Origin of the sequence: Ideonella azotifigens (genome assembly GCF_006519715.1) — a bacterium.
In the GTDB taxonomy this organism is placed as follows: Bacteria; Pseudomonadota; Gammaproteobacteria; order Burkholderiales; family Burkholderiaceae_C; genus Ideonella; species Ideonella azotifigens.
The window spans coordinates 1-13,872 of record NZ_VIDT01000075.1; the positions used below are offsets into that span (position 1 = coordinate 1).

Sequence of the window (13,872 nt, forward strand, 5' to 3'; positions counted from 1 at the left end):
CCGCCGTGCGCTGGCCATCGGCTGCCAGCTGGACCCGGCCCGCATCCTGGTGACCAACGGCTGCGTCGAGTCCATCAGCCTGTGCCTGCGCGCGGTCACCCAGCCGGGTGACACGGTGGCGCTGGAGTCGCCCACCTACTGGGGTTTCCTGCAGATCCTGCAAAGCCTGCACCTGCGAGCACTGGAGATCCCCACCGACCCGCGCACCGGCATTTCGCTGCCGGCCCTGGAACTGGCGCTGGACACGCAACCGGTGAAGGCCGTGCTGGTGGTGCCCACCTTGTCCAACCCGCTGGGCGCGACCATGCCGCTGGCCGCCCGGCGCCAACTGCTGCAACTGCTGGAAGCGCGCGACGTGCCGCTGATCGAAGACGCGCTGATCAACGACCTGGCCGGCCGCGCCGAAGGCCGCCGCGCCGTGAAGTCCTTCGACACGCGCGGCCAGGTGATGATCTGCAGCTCGTTCTCGAAGACGCTGGCGCCGGGGCTGCGGCTGGGCTGGGTCGAGGCCGGCCGCTGGTCGGCACAAGTGCAGCGCCTCAAGTCCACCCTCAGCGGCGGCCACACCGAATTGGTCGAGATCGCGATGACGGACCTGCTGAACCAGCCCGGCCACGAACCCGCGCTGCGCCAGCTGCGTGCCCTGCTCGCCAGCCGCCTGGACCAGGCCCGCCGGCTGATTGCCGCGAGCTTTCCCGCCGGCACCCGCATCACCGCCCCCGAAGGCGGCTTCACGCTGTGGCTGGAATTGCCACGGGCTGTGGACGCGGTGGCCCTGTTCCACGCCGCTTTATCCGAACAGATCTGCCTCGCCCCCGGCCCGATGTTCAGCAGCACCGGCCGCTACAGGCACTGCATCCGCCTGGGCCTGGGCCGCGCCTGGGGCACGGCCGAGCAGCAGGCACTGCAACGCGTGGGTCAGCTGGCCAGGCAGATGGCCGACGCGGCAGGCGCGGCGCCCAAGGCGGCATGACGATGCCACTGCTGCCCTTGCGCCTGCCGCCCGGTGCGGACTTGCGGGAGGCCCTGGAAGAGGCTACTCGACAACCCGGCGTGGGTTCGGCTTTCGTCGTCTCCGGCATCGGCAGCCTCACGCAGGCCAGGCTGCGCTTCGCCCAGGCGGATGTGGAGACCGTCATCGAGGGCCCGCTGGAAATCCTCAGCCTGAGCGGCAGCCTGGCAGAGAACGGCGTACACCTGCACATGGCCGTTTCGCGCGCTGACGGCAGCGTGCTGGGCGGCCATGTGGGGCACGGCTGTGCCATCCGAACCACCGCCGAAGTCTTGCTGGCGCTGCTGCCGGATTGGCAGTTGACGCGCGCGCACGACGCCGAGACTGGCTACCAGGAATTGGTGGCGATGCCGAGGCCGCCGAAACGCGGCTGAGCGACCGGTCTCATTGCGGCGTTCAGATCGACATCAGGTCCCGCACGCCGTTGGCTTCCATGTCCTCGCCCCGCCCGCGGGCGATGATTTCGCCGCGTTCCATCACCAGGTACTGGTCGGCGAGTTCGGCGGCGAAGTCGTAGAACTGCTCGACCAGCACGATGGCCATGGTCTTGCGGTCGGCCAGCATGCGGATGACGCGGCCGATGTCCTTGATGATGCTGGGCTGGATGCCTTCGGTGGGCTCGTCGAGGATCAGCAGCTTGGGGCCGGCGGCGAGCGCGCGGGCGATCGCGAGCTGCTGCTGCTGGCCGCCGGAGAGGTCGCCGCCGCGGCGGTTGATCATCTGCTTCAAGACCGGGAACAGCTCGAAGAGTTCGGGCGGAATGGCGGTGCCGGCCTTCTTGTAGGCCAGGCCCATGCGCAGGTTCTCCTCGACCGTGAGCCGGCCGAAGATCTCGCGGCCCTGCGGCACGTAACCCACGCCCTTGCGCACGCGCTCGTAGGGCGTGTCCTTGGTGATGTCCTGGCTGTCGAGCTGGATACCGCCGGTCTTGATCGGCACCACGCCCATCAGGCTTTTCAGCAGCGTGGTCTTGCCCACGCCATTGCGGCCCAGCACGACCGTGACCTCGCCGAGCTTGGCCTGGAAGCCCAGGCCGCGCAGGATGTGCGAGCCGCCGTAGTACTGATTGAGTCCGTCTACTTTCAGCATCGCTCAGCGTCCCAAATAGACTTCGACCACTTTTTCATTCGACTGCACATCGGCCAGCGTGCCTTCGGCGAGCACGCTGCCTTCGTGCAGCACCGTGACCTTCTTCCAGCCCTGCGTCAGTTCGCCGACAAACTTCATGTCGTGTTCGACGACGACCAGCGAGTGCTGGCCTTCGAGCGACAGGAAGAGTTCGGCGGTGCGTTCTGTCTCCTCGTCCGTCATGCCGGCCACCGGCTCGTCGAGCAGCAGCAGCTTGGGGTCCTGCATCAAGAGCATGCCGATCTCCAGCCACTGCTTCTGGCCATGGCTGAGCAGGCCTGCGGTGCGCTGCGCCTCGGGCAGCAGGTGAATGAGTTGCAGGATCTCGGCAATGCGGTCCAGCTGGGTGCCGGTGAGGCGCGAGAAGATGCTGGCGCGCACGCGGCGGTCGGCCTTCAGTGCCAGCTCCAGGTTCTCGAACACACTGAGCTGCTCGTAGACCGTAGGCTTCTGGAACTTGCGGCCGATGCCGATCTGCGCGATGTCGTTTTCGCGCAGGCGCAGCAGGTCGATGTTGGAGCCGAAGGAGGCCGTGCCGTGGTCCGGCCGCGTCTTGCCGGTGATGACGTCCATCATCGTCGTCTTGCCTGCCCCGTTGGGACCGATGATGCAGCGCAGCTCGCCAACGTTGATCGCCAGGCTCAGCGCATTGAGGGCCTTGAATCCGTCGAAGCTGACGGTGATCTCGTCCAGGTACAGCGCCACGCCGTGCGCAAAGTCCGGCTGGGCGCCGTGCAGCACGCGGCCGAAGGCCGCGTCACGGCCGCCGGAAGAAGCTTCCTGCAACCTGGCTTGCGCGGCGGCCAGCTGGGCGGCGCCGGCTTCCTGCAGTTCGGGGGTCATGCGCGGGCCTCCTGTGCAATCTCGGTGGCTGGGTCCGCACCTTGTTCGGCAGCCCTTGACTGCTTGAGCTTGGCCGACGTGCTGGCGCGTTCCCGCAGTTGCGCGACCAGACCGACCAGACCATTCGGCAGGAACAGCGTGACGGCGATGAACAGCGCGCCGAGGAAGTACAGCCAGAACTCCGGGAAGATCTGCGTGAATGCGCTCTTCGCGCCGTTGACGAAAAACGCGCCGACGATGGGGCCGATCAAGGTGGCCCGGCCGCCGACTGCGGCCCAGACCGCGATCTCGATCGACGAAGCCGCGCTCATCTCGCCGGGGTTGATGATGCCGACCTGCGGCACGTACAGCGCACCTGCCACGCCGCACATCATGGCCGACAGGGTCCAGATCGCGAGCTTGTAGGCCAGCGGGTCGTAGCCGGTGAACATGACGCGGGTCTCGGCGTCTCGGATGGCCTGCAGCACGCGGCCGAACTTGCTGTTGACCAGGTAGCGCGCCATGACCCAGAAGCCGATCAGCACCAGCCCGGTCAGCACGAACAGCACCATGCGGGTGGACGGCTGGGCGATGGGAATGCCGAGGATGCGCTTGAAGTCGGTGAAGCCGTTGTTGCCACCGAAGCCGGTCTCGTTGCGGAAGAACAGCAGCATGGCCGCGAAAGTCATGGCCTGCGTGATGATGGAGAAGTACACGCCCTTGATGCGCGAGCGGAAGGCGAAGAAGCCGAAGATCAGCGCCAGCACACCCGGCACCGCGACCACGCAGATCATCTGGAAGATGAACGAGTCGCTCCAGGCCCAGGCCCAGGGCAGCGCCTTCCAGTCGAGGAAGACCATGAAGTCCGGCAAGTCGCTCTTGTAGTTGCCGTCATGGCCGATCTGGCGCATCAGGTACATGCCCATCGCGTAGCCGCCGAGTGCGAAGAACAGCCCGTGGCCCAGCGACAGGATGCCGGTGTAGCCCCAGATCAGGTCCATCGCCAGCGCGCAGATGGCGTAGCACATGATCTTGCCAATCAGCGCCACCGCGTAGTCGCTGAGGTGGAACACGCTGCCCTCGGGCACCACCAGGTTCAGCAACGGCGCCAGCACCGTGACGACGATCAGCGCCAGCATCAGCCCGGTCCAACCGGCCTTGCCGAGCAGCAGCCCGCGTTTGGGAGGAGGAAGCTTCAAGGTGGTCATCTCGCTCATTCCGTTGATTCGTCGGGCATCAGGCGATCAAGCTTCAGCACTTCTGCCCTTCATTGCGAAGATGCCTTGCGGGCGCTTCTGGATGAAGACGACGATGAAGACCAGCACCATGATCTTGGCCAGCACCGCGCCGGCCCAGCCTTCGAGCAGCTTGTTCAACACGCCCAGGCCCAGGGCAGCGTAGACGGTGCCTGCCAGTTGGCCCACACCGCCGAGCACGACGACCATGAAGGAGTCGACGATGTAGCTCTGGCCCAGGTCCGGGCCGACGTTGCCGACCTGGCTCAGCGCGCAGCCGGCGAGGCCTGCGATGCCTGCCCCCAGCGAGAAGGCGTAGGTGTCGATGCGGGCGGTGTTGACGCCCATGCAGGCGGCCATGCGGCGGTTCTGCGTGACGCCGCGCACGAACAGGCCCAGCCGTGTCTTGGCGATCAGCAGCGCCACGCCGCCCAGCACCGCAAAGGCAAACACGATGATGGCCAGGCGGTTGTAGGGCAGCGTGAGGTTGCTCATCGCGGCCACGCCACCGGACATCCACGAAGGGTTCTCGACCGGCACGTTCTGCGCGCCGAACAGGCCGCGCACGCCCTGCATCAGCACCAGGCTGATGCCCCAGGTCGCCAGCAGCGTTTCCAGTGGCCGGCCATAAAGCCAGCGGATGACCAGCCGCTCCAGCACCGCGCCGACCAGCGCGGCGGCCAGGAACGAAGCCGGCACCGCGAGCAGGATGTACCAGTCGAACAGGCCCGGCAGGTAAGCCTTGAACAGGTTCTGCACCAGGTAGGTGGCATAGGCGCCGATCATCATCAGCTCGCCGTGGGCCATGTTGATCACGCCCATCAGCCCGTAGGTGATGGCCAGGCCCAGGGCCACCAGCAGCAGGATGCTGCCCAGGCTGATGCCGGTGAAGACCACGCCCAGACGCTCGCCCCAGGCAAGACGGGCCGAGACCTTGTCGACCGAGCTGAGCAAAACGCCGCGCACTTCGGCGTCGGTCTCGCCGCCATCGGCCAGGCGCGCCTGCAACAGGCTCTTGACCTGCGACATGCCGCTCTCGCCCAATGACTGGGCGGCGGCCAGGCGCTGCGCCTTGTCCGGCGAGGCGATCTGCAACGCGGCGCGCATCAGGCCCAGGCGGTCTTTCAGTGAAGCGTCGGTTTCGGCGGCCAGCGCCTTGTCGATCAACGGCAGCTGGGAAGGGTCCAGCGTGTCCTTGGCAAGTTCGGTCACCGCTTCGCGGCGCAGCGCGACATCCGGTGACAGCAATTTGAGACCCGCCTGCGCCGCCTGCAAGGCGCCGCGCATGCGGTTGTTGTTGACCACGTCTTCGGCGTCTTCCGGCAGCGTGGCGATGGCACCGGTGGCCGCATCGGTGACCTTCTCGCCGTCGACGATCAGCACCTGCGCCGGCGTGAGCTTGACGGCATCGTCCAGCAGCGCCGAAACCAGCTTGGGCAAGCCGGTATCAGCACGCGCGACAGCATCGTTCAGCGCAGCAACGCGGGCATCCGTGTCCCCCGACGAAATGGCCTTGGCCTGCTCAGTCGTGAGGGCGTGCGCAGGCAGCGCCGCAAACAACACCAGCCCGAGTCCCGCAAGAAATCGAATCATCTCGAGAACCCTCGATTGAGAAGAAACGCGGGCCGCCAACGCCGCCCGCGCCTTCAAGCAGCCGCCGTGGATCCGGCTCTGCCGGTCCACTGGTGGCGCCCCAGTCAACAACGGCTGGGGCCGCAGCTTTGCTGCGGTAGGGGGGTTATTTCTTCTCGGGCACGTTCTTCTTGCCCTTGTTCTCGGGAATGTAGTCGCTCCACGGGTCGGCGACGACCGGGCCCGGGGTCTTCCACACCACGTTGAACTGGCCGTCGGCCTTCACTTCGCCGATGAAGACCGGCTTGTGCAGGTGATGGTTTTCCTTGTCCATCGTCGAGGTGAAGCCGCCCGGCGCCTTGAAGGTCTGGCCGGCCATTGCGGCGATGACCTTGTCGGTGTCGGTGGACTTGGCCTTGGCAACCGCCTGGGCCCACATGTGGATGCCGATGTAGGTGGCTTCCATCGGGTCATTGGTCAGCGGCTTGTCCTTGTGGCCCGGGATGCCCTTGGCCTTGGCGTAGTCGCTCCATTCCTTGATGAACGCCGTGTTGGTCGGGTTCTTGATGGACATGAAGTAGTTCCACGCGGCCAGGTGGCCGACCAGCGGCTTGGTGTCCACGCCGCGCAGCTCTTCTTCACCGACCGAGAAGGCCACCACCGGCACGTCGGTCGCCTTCAGGCCCTGGTTGCCCAGTTCCTTGTAGAAGGGCACGTTGGAGTCGCCGTTGATGGTCGAGATCACGGCGGTCTTCTTGCCTTCGCCGGCAAACTTCTTGATCTTGGCGATGATGCCTTGATAGTCGGAGTGCCCGAAGGGCGTGTACTCCTCCATGATGTCGGTGTCGGCCACGCCCTTGCTGTGCAGGAAGGCGCGCAGGATCTTGTTGGTGGTGCGCGGGTACACATAGTCCGTGCCCAGCAGCACGAAGCGCTTGGCGCCGCCGCCGTCCTTGCTCATCAGGTATTCCACTGCGGGAATGGCCTGCTGGTTCGGCGCTGCGCCGGTATAGAACACGTTCTTGCTGAGCTCTTCGCCTTCGTATTGCACCGGGTAGAACAGCAGCGAGTTCTTCTCTTCGAAGACCGGCAGCACCGACTTGCGCGAGACCGAGGTCCAGCAGCCGAAGACGACGGCCACCTTGTCCTGGTCGATCAGCTGCTTGGCCTTCTCGGCGAACAGCGGCCAGTTGGAGGCCGGGTCGACAACGACCGGTTCCAGCTTCTTGCCCAGCACGCCGCCCTTGGCATTGATCTCGTCGATGGTCATCAGCGCGACGTCCTTCAGCACCGTCTCGGAGATGGCCATGGTGCCGGACAGCGAGTGCAGGATGCCGACCTTGATGGTGTCGGCGGCCTGGGCCAGCGAGGTGAAACCGAGCGCGCAGGCAGCGGCAGCCAGCGCGGTGATCGAACGGCGGGACATTTTCATGGGGTGGGTGCTCCGAAACCTGTGGGGTATGTGTCAGCCAAGCCTCTGAGGCGAGGCGGTGTGCCGTGTCTCACGGCTGACGCAAGCTTAGGAGCCGCCCGGGTTCGCACCTATACGCAGGTTGGCGTATAGGTGACGCGTGCAGGGCCCACGCAGTGACGCCTCAGAGCGCGAGTTCGGCGTCGGCTTCGGTCAGCAGCTGGCGGTCGCGGCGGGCCAGCAGCTCGCGGTAGAAGCCCAGCATGACCTGGCCGCTGACCGCGATGTCATGCGCCGACAGGTCGGGCCGGTGGCGAGCACGGGGGCGCGCCACATGGTCGGCCAGCAGGGCGGCAAGGGCCGGCACGTCGCCGATCGGGAACAGTTCGCCGCCGTGGTCCTCGACCAGCTCGCGGCAGCCGTCGGCCGTCGAGGTGATGACTGGCGTGCCGGCGTCCATGGCTTCGAGCACCACGCGCGGCAGCGGCTCGAAGCGCGAGGGGCAGACGAACACGTCGAAGGCCTGGTAGCAGTCCTTCACGTCGGCCCGGAAGCCCAGCAACTGGATGCGCGCATCGCCCGCGGCCTGGGCCTGCAGCCGAGCTTCCGCAGCGCCGAGACCGAACAGCACCAGCTTCAGCTGCTTCAGCTCCGGGCGGCTGCGCACCGCGGCGATCAAGGTGTCCCAGCCCTTGACGTCGGTCAGCCGGCCCACGCCGCCCACCAGCAGTTCGCCTGGCTGAACGCCCCAGCTGGCGCGCAGCCCGGCAATTTCTTCCGCTGACAGACGGCGGTGCGGAGTCAGCGAGTTGTGGGCCTTCAGCGCCTGGCCGGTATAGCTTTTCGGCAATTGCCGCACCTGCCAGCGCGCATTGCAGACCAGGCCGTCCATCTGCAGGAAATGCGGGCCATTGACGCCGATGTGCAAAGTGGAGACAGATGCGCAAGGAGGCTTCAGCTGGGCGATCAGGCGGGTGGCCCGGCGCAGGTGGCCGTGCACCAGCTCGGGCCGCCAGTGGCGCAGCACCCGGCCCAGGTGCCAGCGAGTGAACCAGAAGCGTGGCAGCTCGAAGCACTGGACCCGCGGGTCCAGGTGGTCACGGATGCTGGCGCCGTTCCTGCGGTGATCCCTGCGCAGCACCAGGGCCACGTCGTGGCGCTCGCACTGCGCATTGCAGGACTCGGCCGTGGAGCGCTCGGAACCGGCGAAACCGCGGGACAGGACGATGTGCAGGATTCTCATGGTCGGCGGGTTGCCAGTGGCAGATGCATGCCAGCTTCAACGGGTCGCACGACGCGGCGATGACAGTGCCAAAGGCATGGACAGCGTGCCGACAGCTCGTGTCGGCTCAGCCACAGCAGGCAAGCGAGACTCCCGGAACAGGGACCACTTCACACGCTGGCGACACGCAGCAGCAGGGCGCTCTGCCACAATCTGCACAGCCGTACATAAAAGCATGAAAGGACCGTCGTGGGGGCGTTCGTCATCAAGTCATGGAAGAGCGGTAACAAGCCTGTCGATGAACAGGGCAACTATGTGCACATCGTGGGCCGCAACGGCGGCCTGATTGCCTGGTTGCTCGCCCGGCTGCGCGTGGATCCGACCACCCGCATCGCAGTCGGCATCGAGCGGCTGGAGTTCACGCGCTCGTCGCTGTCGGGCGTGCAAGCGCGCCTGATCCCGCTGGAAAGCATCTCGTCGACCTACTACGGCTATCACAAGCCGTGGAAGACGGCGCTTTCCATCGTGCTGCTCTTTGGCCTGGTGGCCGGCTCGCTGATGCGAGAGCCCAGCAGCGGCACGATCGGCGCGGTGGTCATCGGCTTCGGCCTGCTGTTCGCCGCGGCCTACTACCTGCTGAACCGCACGCTGACGCTGGGCTTCATCGAGCACAGCGGCGTGGTCAGCGGCATCCAGTTCAAGCGCTCGGTGATCGAGGGCCAGGACATCGACGAGCACGAGGCCAGGCAGATCTGCAAGCTGGTGCAGCGCCTGCTGGAAGCCCGCCAGCGCCGCCTGCAGACGCCGCAGCCGCAGATGGCGCAGGCACAACGCTACGGCTGAAATGCGGCAGTGCAGGCTGCGCCGTTCAGCAGAACTGGCGCAGCACCTGGTCCAGCGGTCCCACCACCTGGTCGAGCCACTGCACCACCATGCCTTGAACATCGGACGGCGCCTCGTCCAGGCTCTGGATGCAGGCGAACAACACAGCGGGATCGCCCGCGGCGCCGCGCAGCTTGCGTGCCAGCCGGCCGGGTGCGGTACGGGCCGGTTTCAGGTTGACGGTCTGTGGATCGGGCTGCAGCGCAGCGCTACCGGCCCGGATCTCCAGGTGCCCGGCCAGCATCGGCGGCAGGAACTGCCGGGCGTCGCGCAAGCGGTGCACGATGTTCTGCCGCAAGGCCTGCGGATGCGCCGCGAAATAGGCTTCCAGCGTCGAGCGGCGCAAGGGATGCGGGTGATGGTCGTGCTCCAGGTAGCGGCCGTCGTAGCCCGCCAACCGGGCTGACAGCGCCTGTCCCTCCTGGTGGCCCGGTCGGCGATCCGGCACGGGCGAGCCCCGCCTCGCCTGCCACCAGTCGCGCAGCCGGCGGTGCCAGCGCTGCTCCGGCGCCACGCGCCAGTGGCCGCGCAGCACCGGCTGGCCGTCGCGGAACCAGTCTTCCGGCTGCACCGGCTTGATCAGCATGAAGTCGTCATTCAGGTAGACGAATTGCTCGGCCAGGCCCGGAATGCGATGAAGCAGGGTTTCGATCGAGCGGCAGTTGAAGGTCGGCAGGCAGTCTTCATGGCCGGCAAACAAGGCCTTGTGGTCCACCAGGCGCAGCTTCTCCCCGGCCTGGGCAGGCCACTCCTGCACCCGCTCGAAAAAGGCCGGCGCCTGCTCATCGGCCACGATGTGGATGCGCCTGAGGAATGGTGCGAAGCGCAGCAGCGACGCCACGCAGTAGTCGATCTCGCCCACGGAGTTGAACCGTGTGGGGGCAGCCGCCGCAGGCCTGCAGCCCAACTGGGCCAGGTAGGCCTCCAGCTTGGCGCGGTGGCGTGGGTCCTGGCCATCCACCCAGGCGATGACGGCGTCTATCGGCTCGGCAGTGTGCAGCGCGGCAGTGGGCTGCACACTGGCAGGGGTGGTGGTGAATGCGTTTGCTGGTGCCAGCGCGGATCGCCTGGCAAGGGGGACAGTGACAAGCATTGGCGCATTTTCGCCAAGCGCTTACACATCTTCACAATGGTGTCATTTCCCCGTCAAAAGCATGTGGATTTGGCCGGGGCGGCCAGCGGCTCACACCGGGTCCCGACCAATCGTCGCATCCAGCCAGGCCAGCACCGTCGCCTGCGCTGCCGGCGAGGCCTGGTCCAGGCTCTGGATGCAGACGAACAGCAGATCGGGCGTTTGCGCCACCGCGCGCAAACGCCGCACCAGCTGTGCCGGCGACAGCGAATCCGGCTTGATGTTGGCCGTCTGGGAGGACGGCTCCAGCCATGCGGTGCCAGCGCGCACTTCGAGGTGGCCGGCCAGCATCTGCGCCAGGAACTGGGACGCGTCGCGCAAGCGCGGCGAGATGTTGCGGCGCAGGACTTCCGGGTGGTCGTCGAAATAGCGCGCCAGCGTGCTGCGCCGCAAGGGATGCGGATGATGGTCGTGCTCCAGGAAGCGATGCTCGTAGCCGGCCAGGCGCGCGGCCAGCGCCTGCGCATCCTGGTGGCTGGGCCGCTTGTCTTTCGCGGGCCGGCCGATGAGCGCTGCCCAGCGCGCGCGCAGACGGCGCGACCAGCGCAGCTCAGGCGCCGATCGCCACCGCCCATGCAGCACCGGCTTGCCATCGCGAAACCAGTGCTCGGGCCGCACCGGCTTGACCAGCATGAAGTCGTCGTTCAAGTAGACGAACTGCTCGGCCAGTCCGGGAATGCGGTAGAGCACCGTCTCGATGGCGCGGCTGTTGAAGCTCGGCGTGACATCGTCATGCCCGGCGAAGATCTGCTGGTGGTCGACCCGCACCAGCTTGTCTCGCCACTCGGCCGGCCAGTGCTGCGCACGCTCGAACAGCGCCGGCACCTGCTCGTCGGTCACCACATGGATGCGCCGCAGAAATGGCGCGAAGCGCAACAGCGAGACCACGCAGTAGTCGATCTCGCCGACCGACTGGAAGCGCGTGGCAGCGGCCGCCGCCGGCTGCCGGCCGATCTCGCTCAAGTACGCATTGAGCTTCGCCCTGTGCCGCGGATCGCTGCCGTCGACCCAGGTGATGACGGCGTCGATCGGGGCTGACTCGGCGACAGGGACATGCATCTGCTGCATTGTGGCCGAAGGGCCTGGACCTGCCTGCGCCGGTAAACTGCGGCGCCCCGGTCCCGTAGGCGTCTGTCAGCGAGCCGACCCACATGGACCGCCACCTGAGCGCTTTGCATGACACTCGCCGACACCTCTGCCCTTGCCCGCGCAGCAGACCGATTGGTCGCCCGTTTCCGCCGCAGCATCAAACGTCCCTGGCGCAAGCTCAAGCTGCGGGAACTGCGCCGGGCCAACGCGCTGAGCAGAACACCGGTCACGGGCCATGACGGCCCGGTGGTCTCGCTGACCAGCTTTGGCCCCCGGGTGGCCACCGTCTTCTACACGCTGGAGACGATTGCCCAAGGCAGTCTGCGTCCCAGCCGGTTGATTCTCTGGCTTGAAGATGCGCTGCACGCCCAACCGCTGCCAGACACGCTTCAGCGTCTGGCCAGGCGCGGTCTGGAGATTCGGTACTGCAAAGACTGGGGTCCGCACAAAAAGTACTTCCCCTACGTGATGTCCGACACGCCTCTGGATGTGGCACTGGTGACGGCCGACGACGATCACCTGTACCCACGCGACTGGCTGGCCCGGCTCCACCAGGCGCATCGCGCAATGCCCACCGTCATCCACTGTTTCCGGGCCTATCGCTTGCGCTTCCAAGCCAATGGCAGCATTGCACCTTACAAGCAGTGGGACCGCTGCGAATCCATGCAGCCAAGCCCCTTGAACTTCTTCACTGGCTGCTCCGGCGTGCTGTACCCCCCGGCCATGCAGCAAGCCCTGCACCGGCGCGGCGAGGGTTTCGCAGACTGCTGCCCCCGCGCAGACGACGTATGGCTGAACGCGGTGGCCACCTGGGAAGGCATTCCCACCCGGCAGGTCGTGCCGCTCCCGCGCGACTTCCCGGAACTGCCCGGCTCGCGCCAGCAAGGCCTGGCCCGCAGCAACGTGGACAGCGGCGGCAATGATGTGCAACTCGCCGCGACATTTCGCAGCGAAGACTGGGCATGGCTGCACGCTCAGACCCAGCCTGCGACTGCCAGATCCAGGCCGAAGCCCGCCTAGCAAATCCGGGCAAGTCAGTCCAAAGCCCGACCTTCAGGGCAGGTGCCCATCGCCTGTTGAACTGGCGTTGCCTACACTCCGGTCCGCTGATGTGGCCATACCCTTGCGGAGGTGACATGGTTCAGGTTATCCAGGCCTCGGCGCTGACGCAGGTCCGATACCGGCTCTCGGCGAAACTTCGGCGGGCCGTGAAGCGCTGCGTTCGGCCCGTCTGGTTGGCCCGACTGCGCCATCAGAACGTGCACAGCCAGTCACCAATGACCTCGCCAGGCGGCCCGGTACTCTCGATCACGACGACGGCGGTCAGGCTGCCTACGGTCTTCTACACGCTGGAGACCATCGCCAATGGTTCATTGAAACCGAGCAGATTGGTGTTGTGGCTGGACCAAAGCCTCATCGACAAGGGCTTGCCAGCCTCCCTGGTGCGCCAGCAGTCGCGTGGGCTCGAAATTCGCGGCTGCCGGGATGTTGGCCCTCACACGAAGTTTTTCCCGCAAGTGATGTTGGAGCCTGCACCAAGCCTGCCGCTGGTCACCGCAGACGACGATCAGTTGTATCCGCGTCAATGGCTGCAGACATTGCAGCAGGCGTACCTGGCCGACGACACAGCCCTGCACTGCTTTCGCGCTTATGTGATCGCGCTCACGACAGACGGACATCTCCAGCCCTACAAGCGCTGGCCCAAATGCCATTCGACAGAGCCCAGCCTGCTGCACTTTGCCACCGGCGTGTCAGGCATCATCTACCCGCCTGCGATGCAGCTCGCCTTGCGGGCCCGCGGGCTGGACTTCCTGAGCTGCTGCCCACGGGCGGATGACATCTGGCTCAATGCGGTAGCGCTGTGGGAAGGCTTTCCGGTGAGGCAGATCGAGCCGGTGCCAGTGAACTTCTACGAAATGCCGGGCTCTCGGGCACAGGGCTTGGCGCGCAGCAATGTGGACCAGGGTGGCAACGACCCTCAGCTGGACGCGACCTACCGGCGGGAAGATCTGGCAAGGCTGCGGGAACTGACTCGCTGAGGCGGGCTCAATCGCCGCCCTGCCGCCGCACCTTGCCCAGCGCCAGCGCCGCAGCCGCGGTGCGCGTCTCCACGCCCAGTTTCTCGAAGACGTGCTCCAGGTGCTTGTGCACGGTGCGCGGGCTGGTGCCGAGGATGTCGCCGATGTCGCGGTTGGTCTTGCCCTGGATCACCCAGTACAGCACCTCGGCCTCGCGCGCGGTGAGCGGCAGGGCCTGGGACAGGGCTTGCAGCAGCGCCGTCTCGGACTCTTCGCGCAGCACCAGCAGCCACTCGCCTTCGCTGAACTGCTCGCCGTTCATCGGGTGCAGCGCAAAAGAGATGCGCTG

General features: G+C 66.5%; 14 protein-coding genes. 5 read left to right on the forward strand and 9 right to left on the reverse strand.

Annotation, left to right across the window (positions count from 1 at the left end):
- Both FKP22_RS07440 and FKP22_RS07445 read left to right on the forward strand, forming a co-directional pair.
- A partial coding sequence (locus tag FKP22_RS07440; RefSeq protein ID WP_141286669.1) for an aminotransferase-like domain-containing protein occupies positions 1-973 on the forward strand: 973 nt, incomplete at its 5' end.
- Positions 974-975: 2 nt separating this feature from the next.
- Positions 976-1,386 (forward strand): PPC domain-containing DNA-binding protein, encoded by a 411-nt coding sequence (locus FKP22_RS07445; protein ID WP_141286671.1) that lies wholly within the window; start codon positions 976-978, stop codon positions 1,384-1,386.
- 22 nt (positions 1,387-1,408) lie between these two features.
- Here FKP22_RS07445 and urtE read toward each other — a convergent pair whose 3' ends face one another.
- The 6 genes from urtE to FKP22_RS07475 all read right to left on the reverse strand — a co-directional run bounded on the left by urtE (position 1,409) and on the right by FKP22_RS07475 (position 8,423).
- Positions 1,409-2,101 (reverse strand): urea ABC transporter ATP-binding subunit UrtE, encoded by a 693-nt coding sequence (gene urtE, locus FKP22_RS07450; RefSeq protein ID WP_141286673.1) that lies wholly within the window; start codon positions 2,099-2,101, stop codon positions 1,409-1,411.
- A gap of 3 nt (positions 2,102-2,104) precedes the next feature.
- Positions 2,105-2,983 carry an urea ABC transporter ATP-binding protein UrtD gene (gene urtD, locus FKP22_RS07455; protein WP_141286675.1) on the reverse strand — a complete coding sequence of 293 codons (879 nt, stop codon included), beginning with the start codon at positions 2,981-2,983 and terminating at the stop codon, positions 2,105-2,107.
- Complete coding sequence (gene urtC, locus FKP22_RS07460; protein WP_141286677.1) at positions 2,980-4,170, reverse strand: urea ABC transporter permease subunit UrtC; 1,191 nt, start codon at positions 4,168-4,170, stop codon at positions 2,980-2,982. Before urtC ends, urtD begins: the two co-directional genes overlap by 4 nt.
- Before the next feature lie 36 nt (positions 4,171-4,206).
- Positions 4,207-5,790, reverse strand: a complete 1,584-nt coding sequence (gene urtB, locus FKP22_RS07465) for an urea ABC transporter permease subunit UrtB (RefSeq protein ID WP_141286680.1) — start codon at positions 5,788-5,790, stop codon at positions 4,207-4,209.
- 145 nt (positions 5,791-5,935) lie between these two features.
- Entirely contained in the window at positions 5,936-7,195 is a 1,260-nt protein-coding gene (gene urtA, locus FKP22_RS07470) for an urea ABC transporter substrate-binding protein (protein ID WP_141286696.1), read from the reverse strand.
- A gap of 169 nt (positions 7,196-7,364) precedes the next feature.
- The gene (locus FKP22_RS07475) at positions 7,365-8,423 is read right to left on the reverse strand and encodes a glycosyltransferase (RefSeq protein ID WP_141286682.1); all 1,059 of its coding nucleotides are present in this window, start codon (positions 8,421-8,423) and stop codon (positions 7,365-7,367) included.
- A 228-nt stretch (positions 8,424-8,651) separates the two neighbouring features.
- On the opposite strand from FKP22_RS07475, the gene FKP22_RS07480 reads away from it, so the two are divergent.
- The gene (locus tag FKP22_RS07480; RefSeq protein ID WP_141286684.1) at positions 8,652-9,245 is read left to right on the forward strand and encodes a hypothetical protein; all 594 of its coding nucleotides are present in this window, start codon (positions 8,652-8,654) and stop codon (positions 9,243-9,245) included.
- A gap of 25 nt (positions 9,246-9,270) precedes the next feature.
- Here FKP22_RS07480 and FKP22_RS07485 read toward each other — a convergent pair whose 3' ends face one another.
- The gene (locus FKP22_RS07485; RefSeq protein WP_170200795.1) at positions 9,271-10,302 is read right to left on the reverse strand and encodes a stealth family protein; all 1,032 of its coding nucleotides are present in this window, start codon (positions 10,300-10,302) and stop codon (positions 9,271-9,273) included.
- A gap of 165 nt (positions 10,303-10,467) precedes the next feature.
- Complete coding sequence (locus FKP22_RS07490) at positions 10,468-11,475, reverse strand: stealth family protein (RefSeq protein ID WP_170200794.1); 1,008 nt, start codon at positions 11,473-11,475, stop codon at positions 10,468-10,470.
- Between the two features lie 306 nt (positions 11,476-11,781).
- On the opposite strand from FKP22_RS07490, the gene FKP22_RS07495 reads away from it, so the two are divergent.
- Positions 11,782-12,525: a hypothetical protein gene (locus FKP22_RS07495; RefSeq protein ID WP_141286690.1), complete on the forward strand. Its 744-nt coding sequence runs from the start codon at positions 11,782-11,784 to the stop codon at positions 12,523-12,525.
- Between the two features lie 56 nt (positions 12,526-12,581).
- Complete coding sequence (locus FKP22_RS07500) at positions 12,582-13,544, forward strand: glycosyltransferase family 2 protein (RefSeq protein WP_141286692.1); 963 nt, start codon at positions 12,582-12,584, stop codon at positions 13,542-13,544.
- A 7-nt stretch (positions 13,545-13,551) separates the two neighbouring features.
- On the opposite strand, the gene FKP22_RS07505 is transcribed toward FKP22_RS07500, so the two are convergent.
- On the reverse strand, positions 13,552-13,872 hold a 321-nt coding region (locus FKP22_RS07505), incomplete at its 5' end, for a helix-turn-helix domain-containing protein (protein ID WP_141286694.1).